This window comes from Pseudomonas sp. AC255 (genome assembly GCF_979258175.1).
The window spans coordinates 2877326-2899258 of sequence record NZ_OZ409841.1; the positions used below are offsets into that span (position 1 = coordinate 2877326).

General features: G+C 61.3%; 19 protein-coding genes and 3 pseudogenes. 9 read left to right on the top strand and 13 right to left on the bottom strand.

Annotated elements, in window-relative coordinates:
* Positions 1–224: 224 nt before the first annotated feature.
* The 4 genes from ACZZ0K_RS13115 to ACZZ0K_RS13130 are packed head-to-tail and all read right to left on the bottom strand — an operon-like array spanning position 225 to position 4462.
* Entirely contained in the window at positions 225–1187 is a 963-nt protein-coding gene (locus tag ACZZ0K_RS13115) for a sensor domain-containing diguanylate cyclase (RefSeq protein ID WP_463559136.1), read from the bottom strand.
* A gap of 54 nt (positions 1188–1241) precedes the next feature.
* Positions 1242–1820 carry a hypothetical protein gene (locus ACZZ0K_RS13120; protein WP_056784654.1) on the bottom strand — a complete coding sequence of 193 codons (579 nt, stop codon included), beginning with the start codon at positions 1818–1820 and terminating at the stop codon, positions 1242–1244.
* Between the two features lies 1 nt (position 1821).
* The gene (locus ACZZ0K_RS13125; protein WP_463559137.1) at positions 1822–3984 is read right to left on the bottom strand and encodes a xanthine dehydrogenase family protein molybdopterin-binding subunit; all 2163 of its coding nucleotides are present in this window, start codon (positions 3982–3984) and stop codon (positions 1822–1824) included.
* 22 nt (positions 3985–4006) lie between these two features.
* Entirely contained in the window at positions 4007–4462 is a 456-nt protein-coding gene (locus ACZZ0K_RS13130; protein ID WP_041478642.1) for a (2Fe-2S)-binding protein, read from the bottom strand.
* A gap of 248 nt (positions 4463–4710) precedes the next feature.
* Here ACZZ0K_RS13130 and ACZZ0K_RS13135 point away from each other — a divergent pair, with 248 nt between their 5' ends.
* Positions 4711–5541 (top strand): alpha/beta fold hydrolase, encoded by an 831-nt coding sequence (locus ACZZ0K_RS13135; RefSeq protein ID WP_041478641.1) that lies wholly within the window; start codon positions 4711–4713, stop codon positions 5539–5541.
* Between the two features lie 797 nt (positions 5542–6338).
* Here ACZZ0K_RS13135 and ACZZ0K_RS13140 read toward each other — a convergent pair.
* Positions 6339–6539 (bottom strand): annotated as a pseudogene (locus ACZZ0K_RS13140) (GFA family protein); the annotation flags it as partial.
* A gap of 163 nt (positions 6540–6702) precedes the next feature.
* Here ACZZ0K_RS13140 and ACZZ0K_RS13145 point away from each other — a divergent pair.
* A pseudogene (locus ACZZ0K_RS13145) lies at positions 6703–7535 on the top strand (AraC family transcriptional regulator).
* A gap of 142 nt (positions 7536–7677) precedes the next feature.
* Here ACZZ0K_RS13145 and ACZZ0K_RS13150 read toward each other — a convergent pair.
* The 4 genes and pseudogenes from ACZZ0K_RS13150 to ACZZ0K_RS13165 all read right to left on the bottom strand — a co-directional run bounded on the left by ACZZ0K_RS13150 (position 7678) and on the right by ACZZ0K_RS13165 (position 11798).
* Entirely contained in the window at positions 7678–8265 is a 588-nt protein-coding gene (locus ACZZ0K_RS13150; protein ID WP_095179566.1) for a LysE family translocator, read from the bottom strand.
* Positions 8266–8491: 226 nt separating this feature from the next.
* Positions 8492–10729 carry an ATP-binding protein gene (locus ACZZ0K_RS13155; RefSeq protein ID WP_252883559.1) on the bottom strand — a complete coding sequence of 746 codons (2238 nt, stop codon included), beginning with the start codon at positions 10727–10729 and terminating at the stop codon, positions 8492–8494.
* Positions 10726–11330: pseudogene (locus ACZZ0K_RS13160) on the bottom strand (biliverdin-producing heme oxygenase). Before ACZZ0K_RS13160 ends, ACZZ0K_RS13155 begins: the two are co-directional and overlap by 4 nt.
* Positions 11331–11477: 147 nt before the next feature.
* Entirely contained in the window at positions 11478–11798 is a 321-nt protein-coding gene (locus ACZZ0K_RS13165; RefSeq protein WP_463559138.1) for a hypothetical protein, read from the bottom strand.
* Positions 11799–11959: 161 nt separating this feature from the next.
* Here ACZZ0K_RS13165 and ACZZ0K_RS13170 point away from each other — a divergent pair, with 161 nt between their 5' ends.
* Positions 11960–13078, top strand: coding sequence for a carboxylate-amine ligase (locus tag ACZZ0K_RS13170; RefSeq protein ID WP_252883558.1), 1119 nt, complete (start codon positions 11960–11962; stop codon positions 13076–13078).
* Here ACZZ0K_RS13170 and ACZZ0K_RS13175 read toward each other — a convergent pair.
* Positions 13060–13491, bottom strand: a complete 432-nt coding sequence (locus ACZZ0K_RS13175) for a VOC family protein (RefSeq protein ID WP_236169363.1) — start codon at positions 13489–13491, stop codon at positions 13060–13062. The two genes, ACZZ0K_RS13170 and ACZZ0K_RS13175, sit on opposite strands and share 19 nt — an antisense overlap.
* Positions 13492–13600: 109 nt before the next feature.
* Here ACZZ0K_RS13175 and ACZZ0K_RS13180 point away from each other — a divergent pair, with 109 nt between their 5' ends.
* Complete coding sequence (locus ACZZ0K_RS13180) at positions 13601–14683, top strand: bifunctional transcriptional activator/DNA repair enzyme AdaA (RefSeq protein WP_258707933.1); 1083 nt, start codon at positions 13601–13603, stop codon at positions 14681–14683.
* A 58-nt stretch (positions 14684–14741) separates the two neighbouring features.
* Positions 14742–15359 (top strand): DNA-3-methyladenine glycosylase family protein, encoded by a 618-nt coding sequence (locus tag ACZZ0K_RS13185; protein WP_258707932.1) that lies wholly within the window; start codon positions 14742–14744, stop codon positions 15357–15359.
* A gap of 44 nt (positions 15360–15403) precedes the next feature.
* Here ACZZ0K_RS13185 and ACZZ0K_RS13190 read toward each other — a convergent pair whose 3' ends face one another.
* The gene (locus ACZZ0K_RS13190; RefSeq protein WP_024012475.1) at positions 15404–16339 is read right to left on the bottom strand and encodes a LysR family transcriptional regulator; all 936 of its coding nucleotides are present in this window, start codon (positions 16337–16339) and stop codon (positions 15404–15406) included.
* A gap of 295 nt (positions 16340–16634) precedes the next feature.
* Between ACZZ0K_RS13190 and ACZZ0K_RS13195 the strand changes: the two genes are divergently transcribed.
* The 3 genes from ACZZ0K_RS13195 to ACZZ0K_RS13205 are packed head-to-tail and all read left to right on the top strand — an operon-like array spanning position 16635 to position 19216.
* Positions 16635–17333, top strand: coding sequence for a CoA transferase subunit A (locus tag ACZZ0K_RS13195; protein ID WP_016774135.1), 699 nt, complete (start codon positions 16635–16637; stop codon positions 17331–17333).
* Between the two features lie 24 nt (positions 17334–17357).
* On the top strand, positions 17358–18023 hold the full coding sequence (locus ACZZ0K_RS13200; protein ID WP_258707931.1) for a CoA transferase subunit B: 666 nt from the start codon (positions 17358–17360) through the stop codon (positions 18021–18023).
* A gap of 11 nt (positions 18024–18034) precedes the next feature.
* Positions 18035–19216, top strand: a complete 1182-nt coding sequence (locus tag ACZZ0K_RS13205; protein ID WP_252869193.1) for an acetyl-CoA C-acetyltransferase — start codon at positions 18035–18037, stop codon at positions 19214–19216.
* A gap of 219 nt (positions 19217–19435) precedes the next feature.
* Here the strand turns inward: ACZZ0K_RS13205 and cobF are convergent, their stop codons facing one another.
* Together cobF and ACZZ0K_RS13215 are read right to left on the bottom strand one after the other, a co-directional pair.
* A complete protein-coding gene (gene cobF / locus ACZZ0K_RS13210) occupies positions 19436–20191 on the bottom strand; it encodes a precorrin-6A synthase (deacetylating) (protein WP_258707930.1) in 756 nt (251 codons plus the stop codon).
* Positions 20191–20760, bottom strand: a complete 570-nt coding sequence (locus tag ACZZ0K_RS13215; protein WP_258707929.1) for a histidine phosphatase family protein — start codon at positions 20758–20760, stop codon at positions 20191–20193. The genes cobF and ACZZ0K_RS13215 overlap by 1 nt, the downstream gene beginning before the upstream one ends.
* 318 nt (positions 20761–21078) lie before the next feature.
* Between ACZZ0K_RS13215 and ACZZ0K_RS13220 the strand changes: the two genes are divergently transcribed.
* Positions 21079–21933, top strand: coding sequence for a MurR/RpiR family transcriptional regulator (locus ACZZ0K_RS13220; protein WP_256811151.1), 855 nt, complete (start codon positions 21079–21081; stop codon positions 21931–21933).

Consider the following 21933-nt stretch of genomic DNA (forward strand, 5'->3'; position numbering starts at 1 on the left):
CAGGCTCGCTCCCACATAAATGGTGCTGAACTGAAAAATCCTCCGCGCCATCGAGGCCTGTGGGAGCGAGCCTGCTCGCGAAGACATTCCATCAGCCAGCATCAAATTGCCTGACCCACCGCCATCGCGGGCAAGCCCGCTCCCACAGGAATTCAAGGTGAACTCACACCTCATTAACGTCACTGGACTCTGTGGGAGCTGGCTCGCCAGCGATGGGGCCGTTACTAACAGCCTTTCAGAGCTTGCTTGTGCGCATACATTGCGCCATCCGCATCGGCGAGCAGGCGATCAACGCTTTCGTGGCGTGTGGGGTCGTATTCGATCTGGCCGACGCTGAAGCGAATCGCGTAACCACGGTGCAGCGTGGCGTTGCGCTCTTCGAGGATTTCCTTGAGCCGCGCCATGATCCGCGTGGTTTCAACGTGGCTCGAGCCGGTCAGCAACGCGACGAACTCATCACCACCCAAGCGCCCGACCACATCGCTCTCGCGAAAGGCAATGCGCAACACATCGGCGAAGGTCTTCAGCGTACTGTCGCCTTCGGCATGCCCGTACAGATCGTTGATCTGCTTGAAGTCGTTGAGATCGAAAAACAGCAGCGTCGCCGGTCGGTTCAAACGTGCGCAGGCATCCAGCGCATGCTGGGCCAGTTGCTTGAAACCACGGCGATTGGACAGCAGCGTCAGTTCATCCATGCTTGCCATCTGCACCGCCGTCAGCTCTTGCTCGGCCATCTCCGCGAGGTCGCGCAACAAGGCACGCTCTTCGTCGTCGAGATGGCGGGGTTTGGTATCGATCAGGCACAAGGTGCCCATTTTGTTACCGTCCGGCACGGTCAGCGGATAACCGGCGTAAAAGCGAATATTCGGTGCGCCGGTGACCAACGGGTTGTCATGAAAGCGCAAATCTTCCAACGCATCGGGCACCAGCATCAGCTCGTTTTGCAAAATCGCATGGCCGCAGAACGAGACATCGCGGGATGTCTCGCTGACATCCAGACCCACACAGGACTTGAACCACTGGCGATCCTTGTCGACCAGCGTGACCAGGGCGATCGGCACGTTGAACAGGCGCTTGGCCAGGCGCGTCAGACGATCGAAACGCTCTTCAGGGGCCGAGTCGAGGTTGAGGCCGTGCAAGGCGTCGATTCGTGCAGCTTCATTGGCAGGTTTTCCGGGCACCAGCATGCGCACACTCCGTAGACAGTAATGCGTTCAGCGTAGCGCTTAATCGTCGGGGCATCACATTTGCGCCACCGGACACGGCCCGCCGGCATCGGCCCAGAGTTTGAACTGCGCGACGAAAATATCGTGCGGCACCGGCACCGGTGCGCGCCCTGCCCCGGGATTCCAGCCCCAGAGCACCAGTTTGTCTTCGCTGACGTGTTTTAACAGTGCGGCAAAATCCCGATCGCCGTTGCTCGCGCGGTCCTTGATCATCGCGCAGAGCTTGTCCGAGGGCAGGCCGATCCAGGCCATTTTGTGTGCCGCTGGCGGCAGGCTCCAGTGCGGCGCACCCGGCGGCGCATGGGGGCCATAACTGGCCGGCGGATTGCTTTCAGCGTGACAGGTGGCGCAGGGCAAACCGGCGGCGCCCTTGCCATCCATGCCGCGCACTACATTCATCGCGTGAGGGATGCCAGCGTCGAACTGCAACGGCGAATCGCCGGGGATGTGGCAGTTCTGGCAGCGCGGGCTCTGAAAGACTTTCTGCACCGTGGCGAAGGCTTTCAACGCCTGCTGATCCTCGGCAAACAGGTCCGAGGCATAGCCACCGAGGCCCAGCAACACGACGGTGCCCAACACAAGATGTCGTTTCATCTCACACCCCCGACAATTGCAGTGGCAGTTCGCGCAGGCGTTGCCCGGTCAAGGCGAACACTGCGTTGGCCACCGCCGGCGCGGTCGGTGGCACGCCGGGCTCGCCGATGCCGCCGGGTTTTTCACTGCTGGGGACGATGTGCACTTCCACCACCGGCATTTCGTTGAGCCGCAGCACCTGATAATCGTGATAGTTGGATTGCACGACGCCGCCGTCCTTGACGGTGAGCTTGCTGTGCAACGCCATGCCGAGACCGAAGGTGATGCACGATTCCATCTGCGCGGCGATGCTTTGCGGATTCACCGCAATGCCGCAGTCCACCGCGCAGACCACCCGATGCACGCGGATCGCCAGATTGTCCTGCGACACCTCCGCCACTTGCGCCACGTAGCTGCCGAACGACTCGTGCACCGCCACGCCCAGAGCATGCCCGTCCGGCAACGGCGCGCCCCAGTTGGCCTTCTCCACCGCCAGATTGAGCACGCCGAGATGGCGCGGGTGCGCCTTGAGCAGCGTTCGTCGGTACTCCACCGGATCCTTGCCCGCCGCCGTCGCCAGTTCATCGATCAGCGATTCCATGACAAAACCCGTGTGGGTGTGGCCCACCGAACGCAGCCACAACACATTGATGCCGGTCTGCGGCGAATGCAGGTCGACCTGATGATGAGGCAGATCCTTGATGTACGGACTGTCGGCCACGCCCTCGACCGAGGTGGCATCGATGCCGTTCTTGACCATCGCTGCCTCGAGCATCGTCCCGGCCATGATCGACTGGCCGACCAGCACATGCTGCCAGCTCATCGGCAAACCATCAGCACCCAGTCCGACCTGCGCCTTGTGCAGGTACATCGAACGATAGTAGCCGCCGCGAATGTCATCTTCGCGCGCCCACACGGTTTTCACCGGCAGGTCCGCCGCTTTCGCCACTTGCACCGCTTCGGCGACGAAATCCGAAGTCGGATTGGCACGGCGACCGAAGCCACCACCAAGAAATTCCGTGTGAATTTCGACCTGCTCGGGCTTGAGCCCGGTGATCTTGCTGGCGACCATTTGGTCGAGGGTCTGAAACTGCGTGCCAGTCCAGATTTCGCATTTGCCGGCGCTGATTTTCACCGTGCAATTGAGCGGTTCCATCGGCGCGTGGGCCAGGTAAGGCACGCTGTATTCGACCTCGATTTTTTTCGCGGCTTTGCCGAAATTGGCCTTGGCATCTCCAGCCTGCGTGGCCGAGGTGCCCGGCGTCGCTGCCAGTTTGCGGAAACTCTCCAGCAGCTTTTCACTGCTCATGTCGGCCAACGGCCCCAGGTCCCAATCGACCTTCAGCGCATCACGGCCCAGCTTCGCCGCCCAGAAATGCTCGGCCACCACCGCTACGCCGCTGGGCACCTGCACAACCTTGTGTACGCCGGGAATGGCCAGCGCTGCGGCGCCTTCGAAGGATTTCACCGTGGCACCGAACACCGGGGCGCGGGCGACCATCGCGGTCATCAGGCCTTCAAACTGCACGTCCATGCCGAACTTGGCGCGGCCGGTGATCTTCTCCGGGGTATCGAGGCGCTTGGTCGGTTTGCCGATGACTTTCCAGTCCTTGGCTTCCTTGAAAGTGATGGTTTTCGGGTCCGGCACCGGCAGTTGCCCGGCGGCATCGGCCAGTTCGCCGTAGGTCGCGCGTTTGTCCCCGGCGATGACCACGCCGGACTCCGTGCGAATCGTCGACGGGGCGACGTCGAAGCGTTTCGCCGCCGCTTCCACCAGCATCTGCCGCGCCGTCGCCCCGGCGAGTCGATAGCGGTCGAATTCCATCCAGGTCGACGTCGAGCCACCGGTGATCTGCATGCCGCCAAATGCCGGCAACCCGTAATCCGCCGCCGAGGCTGGCGAGTGTTCGACGCGGATTTTCGACCAGTCGGCGTCCAGTTCTTCGGCGATCAGCATGGTCAGGCCGGTCCAGATGCCCTGGCCCATTTCCGAATGACCGAGCAGCACGGTGACGCTGTTGTCCGCCGCGATGCGCAGAAACGCGTTGGGTGCGAAGGTCTTGTTCTGATTTTCTGCCGCCCGGGCAAAGCGGTTGGCCCCGGGCATCACAAACGCCACCATCAGGCCGCCGCTTAACAGTGCGCTGCCCTTGAGAAACCCGCGACGCGATACAGGACTGTTCATCGTTCCTCTCCCAGAGAATGACTCAGCCGATTTCGGCGGCGCGTTTGACCGCAGCGCGAATGCGCGGATAGGTGCCGCAGCGGCAGATATTGCCGGAGAGCGCCTGATCGATATCGCTGTCGGTGGGCTTGGGAATTTTCGCCAGCAATGCGGCGGCGGACATGATCTGCCCGGACTGGCAATAACCGCACTGCACCACGTCCAGCTCGGCCCAGGCCTGCTGCACCGGGTGCGAGCCATCGGTGGACAAGCCCTCGATGGTGAGGATTTTCTGCCCATGGGCGACGGCAGTCGCCGGGGTAATGCAGGAGCGTAAGGGCGCGCCGTCGACGTGCACGGTGCAGGCGCCGCACTGGGCCATGCCGCAACCGAACTTGGTCCCGGTCAGGTGCGCGATATCGCGCAGAACCCAGAGCAGCGGCATGTCGGCGGGGACATCGAGCTCTTGGTCCTTGCCATTGATATTCAGGGTCAGCATCAGCGGATTTCCTCAGGCTCACGGTGGTGCAAAGGGGCGTCGCTGTGGTCGCAAAAACCTACGGACGCCCGCGCTTATCCCTTTCAGCAAAGCCTAATTTGCGCAGCAAGCCAGACGTTGTGACCAGCGGTCATGCAGACCCCGGCATTGCTCCTACAGTTGATAACGGCTCGCACTGAGTCGTCGTATCTCTGCGCAACCGGTCCGCGAACCTCGCGGTTGTCCATCACAGGTCAGGAGTAACGAATATGGGCTTTGTCACCACTCGAGACGGCGTCGACATCTTCTACAAGGACTGGGGGCCGCGCGACGCGCCGGTGATCCACTTCCACCACGGCTGGCCGCTCAGCTCGGATGACTGGGATGCGCAAATGCTGTTTTTCCTGGCACAGGGCTTTCGGGTGATTGCTCATGATCGACGCGGGCATGGCCGCTCAAGCCAGGTCTGGGACGGCCACGACATGGATCACTACGCCGACGATGTGCTGGCAGTGGTCAATCATCTGGGTACGCGCGACGTTGTCCACGTCGGCCATTCCACCGGCGGCGGCGAAGTGATCCATTACATCGCCCGACATGGTCAGGACAAGGTCAGCAAAGCGGTATTGATAAGCGCCGTACCACCGCTGATGGTGCAGACCGAAAGCAACCCGGGCGGTTTGCCGAAATCGGTGTTCGATGGCTTTCAAGAGCAGTTGGCGGCGAATCGCGCGCAGTTTTATCGCGATGTGCCGAGTGGACCTTTCTACGGCTACAACCGCCCTGGCGCCGAGCCGGCGGAAGGAATCATCGCCAACTGGTGGCGCCAGGGCATGATCGGCGGGGCCAAGGCGCATTACGACGGCATCGTCGCGTTCTCGCAGACTGACTTCACCGAAGACCTGAAAAAAGTCACCGTGCCGGTGTTGGTGATGCACGGCGAGGATGACCAGATCGTACCTTACGCCAACTCCGCACCGTTATCGGCGAAACTGCTGCCCAACGGCACACTTAAGTCGTACCCGGGATTTCCGCATGGCATGCCGACGACGCAGGCTGAAACCATCAATGCTGATTTGTTGGCGTTTATTCGCGGTTAACCGCCTCAATCAGGCTTACTGCAATTGGCAAACACTGATCCCCTGTGGGAGCGGGCTTGCCCGCGAGGCGTCTCTCCAGTCCAATTATCTGCGAATGACACTCCGCTTTCGCGAGCAGGCTCGCTCCCACAGTTGGGATTGGATATATCCGTCAGAGACTGGTCGGCTGGAAGGCCGCCATCGCTGGCAAGCCAGCTCCCACAGTTGAAATTGGGTGTACCCGTCAGAGACTGGTCGGCTGGAAGGCCGCCATCGCTGGCAAGCCAGCTCCCACAGGGATCAGGGTAGGTCCGCTGTTCATTCGTATCTTTGAGATAGCTATCGCGAGCAGGCTCACTCCCACAGAAAAACAAAGCAGCGCAGCTGCCCGCGGCGCAGCCGCCCCACTCAACAATGAGCGCAAGCTCGAGTGCTTTTGATCTTGCTTTTGATCCACCGGCGACGTCGGAAGGCTGAGCGGAGGGATTGATCCGGGCGTGGGAGCGCAGCGACCGTCTGGCGCAGCCAGACACAGCGGAAGGAGGTGCAGCGAAGCAAACCGGAGCCGCTGCGCCCGGATCGATCCCGCAGCGAAGGAACCCGAGCCTGCGAGGGCCGAACGCAGGAGCAAGCGTTTTGGGTTACCTTTTTGGCGTTTGAAAAAGGTGACCCGCCGTAAGGGCGGAACCATAAGCAGCCGTTACCGCAGCAACGGATATGTACCCACTCAAAAACACCCCCACCGCCTGACAACAAGCCTTAGCGAGCAGACTCGCCCCCACAGAAATCGCAAGCGTGCTGAAGGCTGAATCAATCCCCTACCCCTCTGCCCGCCCTTCGCCTTCACGATCACCACGGTAATGCCTGGCCAGCGGAAAATCCGGCAACCACGATTCACGCCGCACAATCCAGCTCTCATAGGTCGGCTTCAACTGATCCGGCGCATCCAGCGCGCCGAGGTTCACCTCGACCTCATCAACACTGCGGTTGAACACCGACGAACCACAGCGCGGGCAGAAATCTCCATCGCGCCCCTGGTGTCACGCCCCCCAGAGCCTATAACAGTCGGCGCTGCAATGCAGGCGATGTTTCAGATGAAAGAACTTGATGTCGCCGCACTGCAACGGGCATTCGACGGCCAGAGCTAATACACTCAGGCGCTGACCTGCCGGGACAATCACGATGAAACACGCCGCTGCGAAAACCCCGAGAAAGCCCCGCGCTTCTGGCGCGACGACGCCCTGCCCTTCATCGAAGCGCGGGCCATCGCGGATGGGCGTGAAGTCTGTTATGCGCGGCATTCCCATGCGCACTTTTCCATCGGCGCAATCACCGCCGGGCGCAGCACCTATGTGCATGAGCAGGCGCAGTATGAGGTGGCGGCCGGCACCGTGGTGCTGATGAATCCCGGCGATGTGCACGCCTGCAATCCGATCGATGATCAGCCTTGGTCGTACGTGATGTTGTATGTCGAAACGCCGTGGCTGACGGATTTGCAGCATCAATTGGGGTTTGCCGGGGAGCTGGAATTCCGGCGATTTTCCGACACGCATCTGGCTGATGCCGAGCTGTTCGGCAAATTGATGGGGTTGTATGAGGTTTTGCTCGACGACCAAATGGAGGCGCTGGCGAAACACAGCGCGGCGGTAGAGTTTTTCAGTGATTTGCAGGTTCGCCTGAATCCGGCGGATGAGCCCGTCGATGAGCCGAATTTCAAGCTGGAACGCGCCGCTGATTTCATCCGTGGACATTGCACAGAAGTGCTCAGCCTCGAGGCAATTTGCGCGGCGGCGCAGCTGTCGCCGTCGTACTTGATTCGCGCGTTCAAGCAGCGTTACGGGATGACGCCCCATGCCTTCCTGGTCAACCAGCGCATCCAGTTCGCCCGCGAGCGCTTGCGCAGCGGCCAATTGATTGCCGATGTCGCGCTCCAGGCCGGGTTTGCCGATCAGGCGCATTTTCAGCGAGCGTTCAAACAACATCTGGCGGCAACGCCGGGGCAGTATCGCGGCTGACTTCATACTCGAAGTTGAACACTACCCCCTTGTGGGAGCGAGCCTGCTCGCGAAAGCGGTGTGTCATTCAACACTTCACTGACTGATCCACCGCATTCGCGAGCAGGCTCGCTCCCACAGGGGGTTGTGGTGGGCCTGTCAATCAAGTGAACAGCAAATAAAGCGCACTCACCGCCAGCAACAACGCCATCAACCGATTGAACCAGCGCATCCCTGCCGCATTGCTCAGATACCCGCGCAAGAACGTCCCGGCATACGCCCAGCAGCCCACCGACAGATAGCAGATCACCAGATACACCGCCGCAAATTGCCAGACCAGCCGCGCCTCGCCGTCGGCGACAAACGCGCCCATGCCGGCGACGCATGCCAGCCAGGCCTTGGGGTTGAGCCATTGCATCACCGCGCCATAGAGCATCGACGGCGCACGGCCGGACTCGCTGGTGTTCAGTTGGCCGTCATCGCTGGCCAGTTTCCAGGCCATGAACAACAGGAACGCCACCCCGGCCCATTGCACCACGCGGGTCATGAATGGCCACAGTTGCAACACCTCATGCAGGCCCAGGCCCATCAGCACCAGCAGCAGCACAAACCCCAGCGTCGCCCCGGCCACGTGCCGTTGGCTGGCGCGGAAACCGTACTGCGCGCCGGCGCTCAAGGCGACGATATTGACCGGCCCGGGGGTGATGGATGCGGCGAGGGCAAACGCCGCCATGGAAAGAATCAGACTCATTGCACACCTGCTTCAATCGAGGAACGAGGTGGCTACGGTAGCGAGCGGGGGATTTGCGGTATTGAAGAAAATGACCCTGAGGATACGAATCTGATCTGATCGTTCCCACGCTCTGCGTGGGAATGCAGCCCGGGACGCTCTGCGTCCCATTCAGAGCCGAACGCAGAGCGTCCGTAGAGGCATTCCCACGCAGAGCATGGGAACGATCAAAACCTACAGGGGGCACTCAGGCGAGGCGCGGCACGGTGAAGCGGAATTCGCTGCCCTGCCCCGGCTCGCTCTCGGCGACGATCTGGCCGCCATGAGCTTCGACGATGCCTTGAGTGATGTACAAACCCAGGCCAGTACCGGTCGGGTTGCCTTCCTTTATCGTCCAGTAGCGGTCGAACACATGCGGCAAGTGCTCCTTGGGAATGCCTTCACCACTGTCACGCACGATAAACACGATCTCGTCACCCACCGATTTGGCGTGCACGCCGACCGTGCCCATGCGCGGGGTGAATTTGATGGCGTTGCCCACCAGGTTCGACAGCACCTGAAACAACCGCTCAGGGTCGGCGTGGATGCGCAGGTCAGGATCGGCCTGGAAGGAAATGCTGATGTCCTTGTCATGGGCCAGCGGCGACAGCAACGCTTGTGCCTCTTCAAAGATGTGCCCGACCTCCAGCGCCTGCGGGGTGATGGAGTAGCGCCCGGCGTCGATTTTCGAGGTATCGAGCAGGTCTTCCAGCAACGTGTTCATCCGCGCCGTGGCCTGCTGCATGGTGTCGATCGCCGTGGAAATACGCCGTGAGGTGTGCGCACCTTCCGAACTGAAGGTTTTTTGCATCATGCCGCAGAGCATGGAAATCACCGTCATCGGGTTGCGCAGGTCATGGGAAACCACCGCCACCAGATCATCGCGCGCCTGCACCGCCGCCTGCTCACGACGGACCTGGCGGGCCAGATCGTTTTCCAGCGCCGAGCGGCGCAGATCGTTGGCGGCGAACCGGTCACCGTGGCTCCACTTGGTGGAGATCCCGGCCATCTCGACTTTCCAGATCTCGAACGAGGTGCGCGGACGCAAGCGCATCCCGGCGTCGGAGTTTTCCAGATCCAGCGGCTTGCGAGGGTCGCCGCTCCAGTTGATGTTTTCCTTCACTTCCGGACGGAACCACAGCACGCCGTTGTCCACCGGTTTCGGCAGGCTCATGGCAAGCACACCACTGGCTACCGACTGATACTGCGCCGCAGGTGGGTAAACGCTGGACAGGTGATGGCTGGCGAACACCGGCTCGCCGCGCGCCTGCAACCACTTGTGCAGCGCGCGAATTTCTTCCGGTTCAGGGCAGTTGCCGTAACGGTGCAATTGCTTGTCTTCGATGATCGCAATACCGCCGGCATTGACCAGCGCCATCAGCGTCGCTGGCTGCTGGGCGAGGCCGTCGAAAACGTTCTGCGGCGAATCGATCATCGCCTGATTCAGCCGCGACAGCGCTTCGACCTTCTCTTCACGCTGGCGGGTCAGTTCAAGGGTTTCCATGGCACTGATCTGCAATGAAAGGACCTGGCCGATGGTCTGGCAAGCCATGCGCAATTCATGCGGCACGTGCAACGGCTGGCGATTGCCGCAGCTGATCAGGCCCCAGAGCTTGTCGCCCTTGAGCAGGGAAATGCTCATCGACGACAGCACGCCCATGTTCTTCATGTACTGGCAGTGAATCGGCGAGACGCTGCGCAGCGTGGCGAAACTGAGGTCCAGCGGCGTCTGCGTGTCCGGGCGCAGCTTCGGCACCAGTGGCACTGGCTGATAATCGGCGTTGGGGATGATCCGCAACCAGTTGGTGCGATACAGCTCGCGCGCCTGCTCGGGAATGTCCGAAGCCGGGAAGAAAAGGCCGTTGAACACTTCCATCGACGGATCGGACGCTTCGGCGATGACCTGACCGTGGCCCTCTTCCTCGAAGCGATAGATCAGCACCCGGTCGTAACCGGTCATCGCCTGGATTTCCTTGACGCTGATGTCGTACAGGGCCTGCAGCGTGGTCGCCGCTTGCAGGCGCTGGAGCATGCGGCCCAAGTGAGTGTTGACCCCGGCGACGTTGCGCGGCTGGAAATTCTTCACATGAATTTCCAGCTCCAGAATCAGCACGCCCTGATGGCGGTGCAGCAAACCTTCGAATTCAGTGCCGTTGAGCTCGAATCGCAGCGGCGCCGCCTCGGAAAACGCTGTCTGCTGCAAGGCTTCGAGCACGTGCGCGGTGTGTTCGGCGCCGATCAGGCTGTGCAGCGGCTGGCCGATCAGCGATTCGGGCGCGCGGGCCAGCAGGGTTTCGACGTTGGCGCTGACCTGAATGATCTGCAGCGCAGGCTCGGTCAGGGTCAGCAGCAAACCATGGGGCTGGATCGCGCCAGGAAAACGGATCGGCTCGTCGGCACAGTTGGCCAGCAGTTCTTCAAAGGCTTGTGGGTCTTGCGGGTTCATGCCAGTACCTCCTGGCGCTCGAGCCACTGCTCGAAACAGCTGAATGTGGTTTGTGCTGCGCTGACCACGGCCGCGCGTTCGCTGGCCGCCATGGGCCGGTTGCTCAGGTATTCGATGAACTCGCGCCAGCGCCGCCCGGTGGCCGCGCCGTAGACATCGAGGAAGGCAGCGCCATTGTCGGCGTCCAGATTCAGCCGCGCGGCGATCTCCCGACGCAGGATCTGCCCGCCGAGAGTCGCGCCTTCGAGCACGTACAAAACACCGAGACTGGCGGCGCTGGAGTCGATGACTGGCAGATCTTCACACAGCGGCAAATCATCAGCGGTTGCCCCCAGTGCGCGCAGGTCGGCGCGCAGGATGTCAGCCTTCAGACGAGGCAGCAGATTGAAATCGTCCGGGATCGCGCCACTGACGAGCAACGTCTGTTCGAGCGGCTGATAGAACCCGTAATAGGCCGCCATCAAGCGCTCGAATGCGGGGGTATCGAGGGTATCGGTAAAAAAGGAAGGCGTTTTTCCAGTGCGATGTGCAGTTCGGCTGTGCCGGCCCGCAGATCTTGCAGCACCGGTGGCACATAAACCTCACGGGCCTTTGCTTGCATGTAGATCGCTCTTGGTGGGACCCGGCAGGGGCCATTCTGGGTGGGCTCGACGTGGGGGAATTTATCACGCCACGCGGCTTTTTCTGCCTGCCGAAGCGTTTTTTCTGTCGAACTGCGACCCTATGACAGGTTCAGAGTGGCGCCGGATCAGAAAAGTTCGACCGACGCCATTATCCTGCCACTGCTGACCACCTCAATCAGCGCCGTCGTTCTGCACCGATGGGTCGCCGTTGGCCGGTACGCTGCTGTCGGCAACGGGTTTCGAAGGATTGTTTTTTCGGCCCCGGGATAACCGGGCAGACCGCGAGTATCGTCCGGCGTCATGACATCCTCGTTATCTCGACTAACGTCCCAGTCGGTGGTGGCGTTGGGGTCTTCATCGCGCCCGGCCGTGCCGATGGCGAAGCCGTCGTCGTTGGGATTGACGGTTTGGTTAAGCGCTTTGTCGTTGCTGGATGGGTTGCTCATGTCTGCCTCCAGAACACGTTGATCGGACTTGTTTGGAAACGCCTTGGCCGCTCAAGTGCAATGGACAAGACCAACGGTGCATTCGCGGGGCACTGGTCGCCTGGCGTGAACCACCGCAACGGCGCACGGTTCTCAAGAGAACCACTTGCTCGAGCACTGTCATGAGCCACCCGCGATTCGGCATTGAGGAAGAGTACTTTCTCACTGACCTGCTGAGCCTGCGCATGGTCGGCAGCCCGCCACCACAGGCCATCGAGGCTTGCCGGGCGGCGCTGGGCGTGTGGTTTGCCACAGAGATGTTTCAGGGCCAGATCGAAGTCGCTTCGCCGGTGTTCAGCGACTTTGTGCACGCTGGCGATTTTCTCCGTGGCAGCCGTCAGGCTTTGGGTGCAGCCCTTGAACCGTTTGCTCTGGGCGTGCTCAGCGCCGGCAGTCATCCGCTGGCCGACTGGCGCGAGCAGGTTCCGACCGACGAGGAACATTTCCATCATCTTTTCGAGCGCTACGGCCATGTTGCCCGGCGCAGCGTGTTGTCGGGCCTGCATGTGCACGTCGAGGTGATCGAGCCGCTGGATCGCATCGCCGTGATGAGCGAAGTCCTGCCGTGGACGCCGCTGCTGTTGGCACTGAGCTGTTCGTCGCCGATCTGGGATGGCGCCGCCAGCGGCTTCATGAGCTATCGGCAGACCGCGTGTGACGAGTGGCCACGCATGGGCATCCCGCCGCTGTTCGCCGATCAGCGCCATTACGACGAGCACTTGGCGTTTCTCACGCGCATCGGCGCGATCAGCCAGCCCGGCGAGTGCTGGTGGGGCGTGCGTCCGGCCGTGCGTTTTCCGACCCTGGAACTGCGCATGACCGACGCTTGCCCTCGCGTCGACGATGCGCTGACCCTCGCGGCGTTCTTTCGCGTTCTGGTGGCTCACGCCAGTGCGCAGCGGCGGCCAGGATTGCTCTATGACCAGACCGCACGTTCGATGCTGGAGGAAAATCGCTGGCGGGCCAAACATCAGGGGATTCATGCGCGCTTTTTGGTCGAAGGCATCGACGGCGACTGTTCGCTCGCGCAATGGCTGGAACTGGCCGAGCAGCGTTTTGCCGAAACGGCCCAGGTATTGGGCGCGGCGCAGTTGTTCGAGCGTGCCCGGACGATCATCGACACCGGCACCAGCGCCGATCGGCAACTGGCGCTGTTCAATCTGGCGTCTGAACAACCGCAAAACGGCCGTTCGGCCCTCGGGCAAGTGGCCGAGCTGCTGCTTCAGGAAACCGCTGGCTGATCGCTCTCGGACGGGCCTTTGAGTTCGACCTGATTGCCGTCCGGGTCAAAGCAGTACAGCGACAAGCCGTAACCCTCGGCGCCAAAACGCCTGGCGGCTTGTTCAACGGTCAGCCCGAACGATTGCAGATGGGCGATGAGCGCGGCTTCGTCGAACGGTTCGATGCGCAGGCAGAAGTGGTCGACATTGCGTCGCTGCGCCTGCGCCGCGCCACCGCCCTTGCGCCCGAGTTCGCCCGCCAAATCGACGAGATCGATCATCGACGTACCGGCCCGCAGGTGCACCAGCCCCAGTGGCTGGTTATGCCTGACCACTTCGGCGCCAAACACCCTGGCGTAGAAATCGATGCTGCGCTGCAGGTCGGCGACGCGCAGAACGATGTGATCAATGCGCTGAATGGAAAAGGGATGCATGGGTTGGCTTCCTCGAAAGCGGCGACACGCCCATTGTGCTGCACAAGGGAAAAAATTCACTGTCGATTTTTCGGTGGAGCCATCGACAAAGCGGATTTACTCTCTGGCTATGAACATACCAGCCGCTGCCCTGCCGCCCCACGCCGAAATGGTTCGCGCCATGCTCGAGCGCGACACTGCCTATGAAGGCGTGTTCTTTACCGCCGTGAAAACCACCGGGATCTTTTGCCGCCCCAGTTGCACGGCGCGCAAGCCGAAACCGGAAAACGTCGAATTCTTCGCCCACGCCGACGAATGCCTGTGCGCTGGTTACCGCGCCTGCCTGCGCTGCAAACCGCTGGACGCGGCAGCCATTGCCCCGGACTGGGTGCAGCGCCTGCTCAATGCGGTGGACGCCGATCCCGAACGGCGCTGGAGCGATGCGCAATTGCTCGCCGAGGGCATCGAACCGCTGAAACTGCGACGCTGGTTCAAGCAGCACTTCGGTATGACGTTCCACGCCTGGCTGCGCACACGTCGCCTCGGCATGGCCTTGGGCGGGATCAGGCAAGGCACGTCGATCGATCACGCGGCGTTCGACTCCGGCTACGAGTCGCTCAGCGGTTTTCGCGATGCGTTTCAGAAGTCCTTCCACATCACCCCGGGCCGTGCGGCCAATAGTGAGCCGTTGCTGTTCACCCGCCTGACCACGCCGCTGGGGCCGATGATCGCCATGGCTGAGCAGCGTGGGCTGGTGTTGTTGGAGTTTCTCGATCGACCGGCGCTGACCCGCGAAGTCGAAGCGCTGCAGAATCGTTATGGCTACGCGGTTGCGCCGGGGCATAACGCCCACTTGCAGCAGATCGAGGTGCAACTGGCGGATTATTTCGCCGGCAAACTGACTCAGTTCAGCGTGCCGCTGCACCTGCCCGGCAGCACTTTCGCCCGTGAGGTGTGGGCGGCGCTGCTGCAAATTCCCTATGGCCGCACGAGCACGTACGGCGCCATCGCGGCAGGCTTGGGCAAACCCGGCGCCAGCCGTGCCGTCGGCCTGGCCAACGGGCACAATCGGTTGTCGATTGTGGTCCCGTGCCACCGAGTGATCGGCGCAGACGGCTCGCTGACCGGTTATGGTGGCGGACAACCGCGCAAGGCGTTTCTACTCAGACTGGAAAACGCCGCACTGCAAATGACTCAACAATTGGCTTTTTGAGCCGTGCGATCCAACACGCAAACAGGGATTTCGATGAGTACGTTCGAATCACCGCAACATGGCTGACATGTATGAGATGGCCAGCGCTTTTCTGGCCGCGATAGACAATGACTGGCAACGCCATATCAACGCCGTCGGGCCATGTCGGCATCAGCCACATCCAGCGCGCGACCCGTATGAATCGCTGGTACGGGCGATTGCCTATCAGCAACTGCACCCCAAGGCCGGCGATGCGATCCTTGGGCGTTTGGTGGAGTTGTTCCCCGGCCAGGCGTTTCCGCGTCCGCAGCAGATTCTGGCTACCGAGGTCGAGCGCCTGCGTGCTTGTGGTTTTTCGGCGAGCAAGATTGCGACGATTCAAGGGATCGCCCAGGCGACGCTGGACGGCGTGGTGCCGGATTACCCGACTGCGCGGGCGATGGACGATGAAACCCTGATCGAACGCCTGACCAGCCTGCGCGGGGTCGGCCGCTGGACCGTGGAGATGCTGTTGATCTACAGCCTGGAACGTATGGACATCCTGCCGGCGGATGATTTTGGCGTGCGTGAGGGATATCGGCGCTTGAAGGGACTGGAGGTGCAGCCGACGCGCAAACAGATGATCGAGATTGGCCAGGCGTGGAAACCTTATCGGACGGTTGCGGCCTGGTATCTGTGGCGCGTGGCCAAGGTTTAGACCGCGTTATCGTTCTTCGCGAGCAGGCTCGCTCCCACACTGAATCAGCGTTCGACGCTCTGTTTCCGCGTTCCTGGGGTGAGGGGGAAATCGAACTGGCGCTGCAAATCTTCAGCCTTGAGAATCTCGAACAACGCCTGCGCCGCCGCCGACAGTTCATTGCCCGGCTCGGTCAACACACCAATCGCCCGTTCCACCGAATCATTCAAGGTCAGGCAATGCGCGCCCAGCTCACGCATTTGCCCCGCGCACAATGCCGGCACCGCGCTGACCCCAAGCCCGCTGGCAACCATTCGCCCTACCGTCGCCAATTGATGGCTCTCGAACTCCACCGGCAACTTCATTCCGCGCGCCTGCAAATGCTCTTCCAGCATCACCCGCACCGTTGATGGCCGCTGCAGGGTGATGAACGGTTGCTCCAGCAAGGTCTGCCAATCGATGTCGGCGCGACCGGCCAGCGCTGAATCGGCCGGCACCACGGCGACAAAGCGATCGACATACAAAGGCGTGAATGTCATCGACGTGCTCTGCATCGGCGCGAACGCCACACCGAGTTCAACCTGACGATCGCGGACCATTTCCAGCACTTGCTCGTTGATCACGTCGTTGACCGTCACGTTGACGTTCGGATAACGCGCGCGGAAGCTCTTGAGAATCGGCGGCAGCAGATTGCCGGCAAACGACGGCATCGCCGCCAGCGTCACGCGTCCGCGCTGCAGGCTGAAACGCTGGCGCATTTCGTCTTCGGCATTGTCCCAGTCGGCGATCAAGCGGCGCGCCAGCGGCAGCAGGGACTCGCCTTCCGGGGTCAACGCCACGTTACGCGTGTTACGGCTGAACAGACGCCCTCCCAGGCCCTCTTCCAGCGCCTTGATGGTCAGGCTGAGCGCCGATTGCGACAAATGCAGACGCTCGCAGGCCACAGCGAAGCTCAGGCTATGGGCCACGGCGAGAAAGGCCCGGATCTGTTTGATGGTCATGTCGCTTTGCTCCAGTTGCGAGCGGCAAGCGTCAAGCTGCAAGCCGTGATGCGATGGCCCTGATCGTTCCCACGCTCCTGCGTGGGAATGCAGCGCGTGACGCTCCGCGTCACTGGACGCGGAGCGTCCCTGGAGGCATTCCCACGCGGAGCGTGGGAACGATCATCGCCGAACGCGTATTGGTGAGATTTATCAATCAATCCACCTTAAAAATCAACTTAACAAATATATCCAGCAGAGAGACACTCCAGTCATTCGGCTAGCCAGCCGCCCGCAAATAATAAAAGAGGTGCCTATGGCAGGTTTCGACAAGCGTGTGTATTCCTACGAGGAAGCGATGGCCGGGCTGGAAGACGGCATGACCGTTATCGCCGGCGGCTTTGGTCTGTGCGGCATTCCGGAAAATCTGATCGCCGAGATCAAGCGCAAGGGCACCCGTGACCTCACCGTGGTTTCCAACAACTGCGGCGTCGACGGTTTCGGTCTCGGCGTGCTGCTCACCGACCGCCAGATCAGCAAAGTCATCGCCTCCTACGTCGGCGAGAACAAACTGTTTGAAGAGCAACTGCTCAAGGGCGAGATCGAAGTCATCCTTACCCCGCAAGGCACCCTCGCCGAAAAAATGCGCGCGGGCGGCGCCGGCATTCCGGCGTTCTTCACCGCCACTGGCGTTGGCACCCCGGTTGCTGAAGGCAAGGAAGTGCGGGAATTCAAGGGCCGCAAATACCTGATGGAAGAATCCATCACCGGCGACTTCGCCATCGTCAAAGGCTGGAAGGCCGACCATTTCGGTAACGTCGTTTACCGCCACACTGCGCAGAACTTCAATCCGCTGGCCGCGACCGCCGGCAAGATCACCGTGGTCGAAGTCGAGGAAATCGTCGAGCCCGGCGAACTCGACCCGACGCAGATCCACACCCCGGGCATCTACGTCGACCGGGTCATTTGCGGCACGTTCGAAAAACGCATCGAACAGCGCACCATCCGCAAATAATTCAGGCCTACGGAGAACAACAACATGGCACTTACCCGCGAACAAATGGCTCAGCGCGTCGCCCGCGAAATGCAGGACGGCTACTACGTGAACCTCGGCATCGGCATTCCGACCCTGGTCGCCAACTACATCCCCGAAGGCATGGAAGTCATGCTGCAATCGGAAAACGGCCTGCTCGGCATGGGTCCGTTCCCGACCGAAGAAACCATCGATGCAGAAATGATCAACGCCGGCAAACAAACGGTGACGGCACGGATCGGCGCGTCGATCTTCAATTCCGCCGAATCCTTCGCGATGATCCGCGGCGGCCATGTCGACCTGACCGTGCTCGGCGCGTTCGAGGTCGACGTCGAAGGCAACATCGCCTCGTGGATGATCCCCGGCAAACTGGTCAAGGGCATGGGCGGCGCGATGGATCTGGTGGCCGGCGCCGACAACATCATTGTCATCATGACCCACGCCTCGAAGGATGGTGAGTCCAAGCTGCTGGCCAAGTGCAGCCTGCCACTGACCGGTGCCGGCTGCATCAAGCGCGTGCTGACCGACCTCGCGTATCTGGAAATCGAAAATGGCGCTTTTGTCCTCAAGGAACGCGCACCTGGCGTCAGTGTTGAGGAAATCGTCGCCAAAACCGCTGGTAAACTGATCGTCCCGGATCACGTACCAGAAATGCAGTTCGCTGCCCAGTGAGGAATTCGCACATGCAAGACGTCGTCATTGTTGCCGCCACGCGTACTGCGATCGGCAGTTTTCAGGGCTCCCTGGCCAATGTATCCGCCGTAGACCTGGGCGCGGCGGTGATCCGCCAGTTGCTCGAGCAGACCGGCCTCGACGGTGCGCAGGTCGATGAAGTGATCATGGGCCAGGTGCTCACCGCTGGCGCCGGGCAGAACCCGGCACGTCAAGCCGCAATCAAGGCTGGCCTGCCCCACGCCGTACCGGCCATGACCCTGAACAAGGTTTGCGGTTCCGGCCTCAAGGCTCTGCACCTGGGCGCGCAAGCGATCCGTTGCGGCGACGCCGAGGTGATCATCGCCGGCGGTCAGGAAAACATGAGCCTGTCCAACTACATCATGCCGGGTGCGCGCACCGGTCTGCGCATGGGCCACGCGCAAATCGTCGACACCATGATCAGCGATGGCCTGTGGGATGCGTTCAACGATTACCACATGGGCATCACTGCCGAGAATCTGGTCGACAAATACCAGATCAGCCGCGAACAGCAGGACGCCTTTGCTGCCGCGTCTCAGCAGAAAGCCGCCGCTGCGATCGAGGCCGGGCGCTTCGTTGATGAAATCACGCCGATCCTGATCCCCCAGCGCAAAGGCGATCCGGTCGCGTTCAAGGTCGACGAGCAGCCACGCGGCGATACCACCGCACAATCTCTGGCGAAACTGCGTCCGGCGTTCAAAAAGGACGGCAGCGTCACCGCTGGCAACGCCTCGTCGCTGAACGACGGTGCCGCCGCCGTGATTCTGATGAGTGCCGAGAAAGCCAAATCGCTGGGCCTGCCGGTTCTGGCCAGGATTGCCGCCTACGCCAACGCTGGCGTCGACCCGGCGATCATGGGCATCGGCCCGGTATCGGCGACCCGCCGCTGCCTGGACAAGGCCGGCTGGAACATCGACCAGCTCGACCTGATTGAAGCCAACGAAGCGTTCGCTGCGCAATCGCTGGCCGTGGCCAAAGACCTGCAATGGGATCTGGACAAGGTCAACGTCAACGGTGGCGCCATCGCCCTCGGTCACCCGATCGGCGCATCAGGTTGCCGCGTGCTGGTGACATTGCTGCACGAAATGCTCAAGCGCGATGCGAAAAAAGGTCTGGCGACCTTGTGCATCGGCGGCGGTCAGGGCGTGGCTTTGGCGCTGGAACGCGGCTGATACGGAGTTCTAGGTTGACGGCGGATCCACGACATCCGCTGTTGGCTGGCAACAAAAAACCCGGTGCGATTTGCGTTGCACCGGGTTTCTTTTTGCCTGTCTACAATCGGTGGTGAATGTTCTGACCCCTTCGCGGGCAGGCTCGCTCCCACATTCTGCAACGCATTTCCCTGTGGGAGCGAGCCTGCTCGCGAAAGCGCTTGTTCAGGCGCCAACCACTCAAGGCTTGCGTAACAGATAGGTATCCATAATCCACCCATGCTCCGCTCGCGCCGCCTTGCGCACCCGTTCGATCTCATCGGCCACTTCCGCCAGCCGGCCGCTGAGCAGTATCTCGTCCGGCGTGCCCAGGTAAGCGCCCCAGAAAATCTCGGTCTGCCGATCCGCCACCCGCTGGTACGAATCCTCGGCATCGAGCATTACCACCAGACTGTCCGCTTCACTCACCTGCCCCGCCGCCAATCGCCGGCCTGTGGTGATTTCTACTGAGCGACCAATCGTGTTCAAAGGTATTTTGTGCTGCGCAGCCAGGGCCTGAACGCTGGTGATCCCCGGTATCACTTCGTATTCAAACTGACAGCGGCCTGATGCCTGAATCGCCTGAAGAATCCGCAGTGTGCTGTCGTATAACGCCGGATCGCCCCAGATCAGGAATCCGCCGCACTGGCCGTCGGACAATTCTTCGTTGATCAGCCGCTCGAAGGTTTGCTGCTTGGCGAGGTTCAGTGCATCGACGCTCGCCGTGTAGTCGACATCGCCGCGCTCGCGCTCCGGACTGCTGGCTTCGACAAAGCGATGTGCGTGGTCGGTGATGTAGCGCTCGCAGATCTCGCGGCGCAGATCGATCAGCGTCTGCTTGCTCTGGCCTTTATCCAGCAGAAAGAACACATCGACCCGATTCAGCGCTTTCACCGCCTGCATCGTGATGTAGTCCGGATTGCCGGCGCCAATGCCGATGACCAGCAGCTGTTTCATCAGAATTCCTCTTCAAGGGCCATGCCCGGCAAGCGCAGACGCCAGATACCGTTGAAACGCAGCTCGATCACCGACAGCGGCTCGACGTCGATCGCATTGAACGCTGCGCCCTGCAGCACCTGCATCAGCGCCGCGCGAATGACGAACGGATGGGTGACTGCCACTACATGTACTGGGGTTTCGGCGATGGAGTCCAGCCACATTGAGACCCGCTGCGTCAGTTGCCTGACCGATTCGCCGCCGTGGGGTGCGGCTTCAGGATCGGCCAGCCAGGCTTGCAAAGCCTGGTTTTCATTGGCTTGCAGATCCTTGATCGATTGGCCGTGCCAGCGTCCCCAATCGCAATCGCGCAGGGCTTGATCAAGCTGCGCATCGACGCCAAACCACGCTGCCGTTTGCCGGGTACGCAGCTCAGGCGCGCAAATCAGTCGCCGTGGCGGGGCGAATCGCGCCCTCCACGCGTCAGAAGCTAAATGCAACTCTTCAACAGGCTCGTCCGTAGGAAAACGCGCCAGTTTCTGTGCGACGGTTCGCGCATGGCAAATCAGTGTCAAACGGCTACTTGGCACAAGCAGGTTCTCGGTCGAAAGATAAAACAAACAATGGCACACAGCCGATACGCGTCGCATTGTGCCGTAAAACATCGGCGTTCAGGGTTGTCACCGGCCCGTCGCTGAGCTTGGGATAGGCAATGTCTGACACAGCAATCGGCAAAGGACTACAACAGCGCGTTACTTCGACGTAGCCCTTATTACACGGGCACCTTGCACACTTTTGGTGCTCGAAAAACCTGTACAAAAATTCGCTAGACATGTAGCACCCATTACATAAATACTCTTTTAACGGAATGTGAAACAAATTCGACACCCCATCCAGCAGGAGCCCGGATGCCCCCTCTCAGAGACCTGATCACCGACCCCGGCCTGGACCTGACGCCGTCGGAGCGCAAAGTCGTTCGCGCCCTGCTTGATCAGTATCCACGCAACGGTCTCGGGCCTATGGCGCGACTGGCCGAACATGCCGGTGTCAGCGATCCGACCATCGTGCGTCTGGTGAAAAAGCTCGGTTTCGGCGGTTATGCCGAATTCCAGGAAGCACTGCTCAGCGACATGGACCATCGCCTGCGTTCACCGCGCACGCTGTTGCAGCCGCGCTCGCAGCAGAACAAGGACGATGCCTGGGCGCATTACCTGGCGGACAGCCAGCGTTTGCTGGTCGACACCCAAGCCCTGACCCAGCCTGAGGACGTGCGCATCCTCGTGGAATGGCTGCTCGACAGCCGCCATCAGGTCTACTGTTTTGGTGGCCGCTTCAGCATTCTGCTAGCCAACTACCTGCTCAACCACCTGCGTCTGCTGCGTCCCGGCTGTTTCGCCATGGAAGATAACGCGCTGCTGCCTGACCGCTTGTTCGACCTGCAACGTCAGGACGTGGTGCTGGTGTTCGACTACCGGCGCTACCAGACCCAAGCTTTGCGCGTTGCGCAGGCGGCGAAAAACAACAACGCGCGAGTGGTGTTGTTCACCGATGTCTACGCCTCGCCGCTGCGCGAATTGGCCGACCTGATCATCAGCGCGCCGGTGGAATCGGCGTCGCCGTTCGACACCATGGTGCCGGCGCTGGCGCAGGTCGAGGCGTTGATTGCCTGCCTGACCTTGCGCGTGCCGGACCCGGCCGATCGCCTGGAAGGCATCGATGCCCTGCGCAACGATTTTGCGACTCACCTGCTGGAGGACAAATAA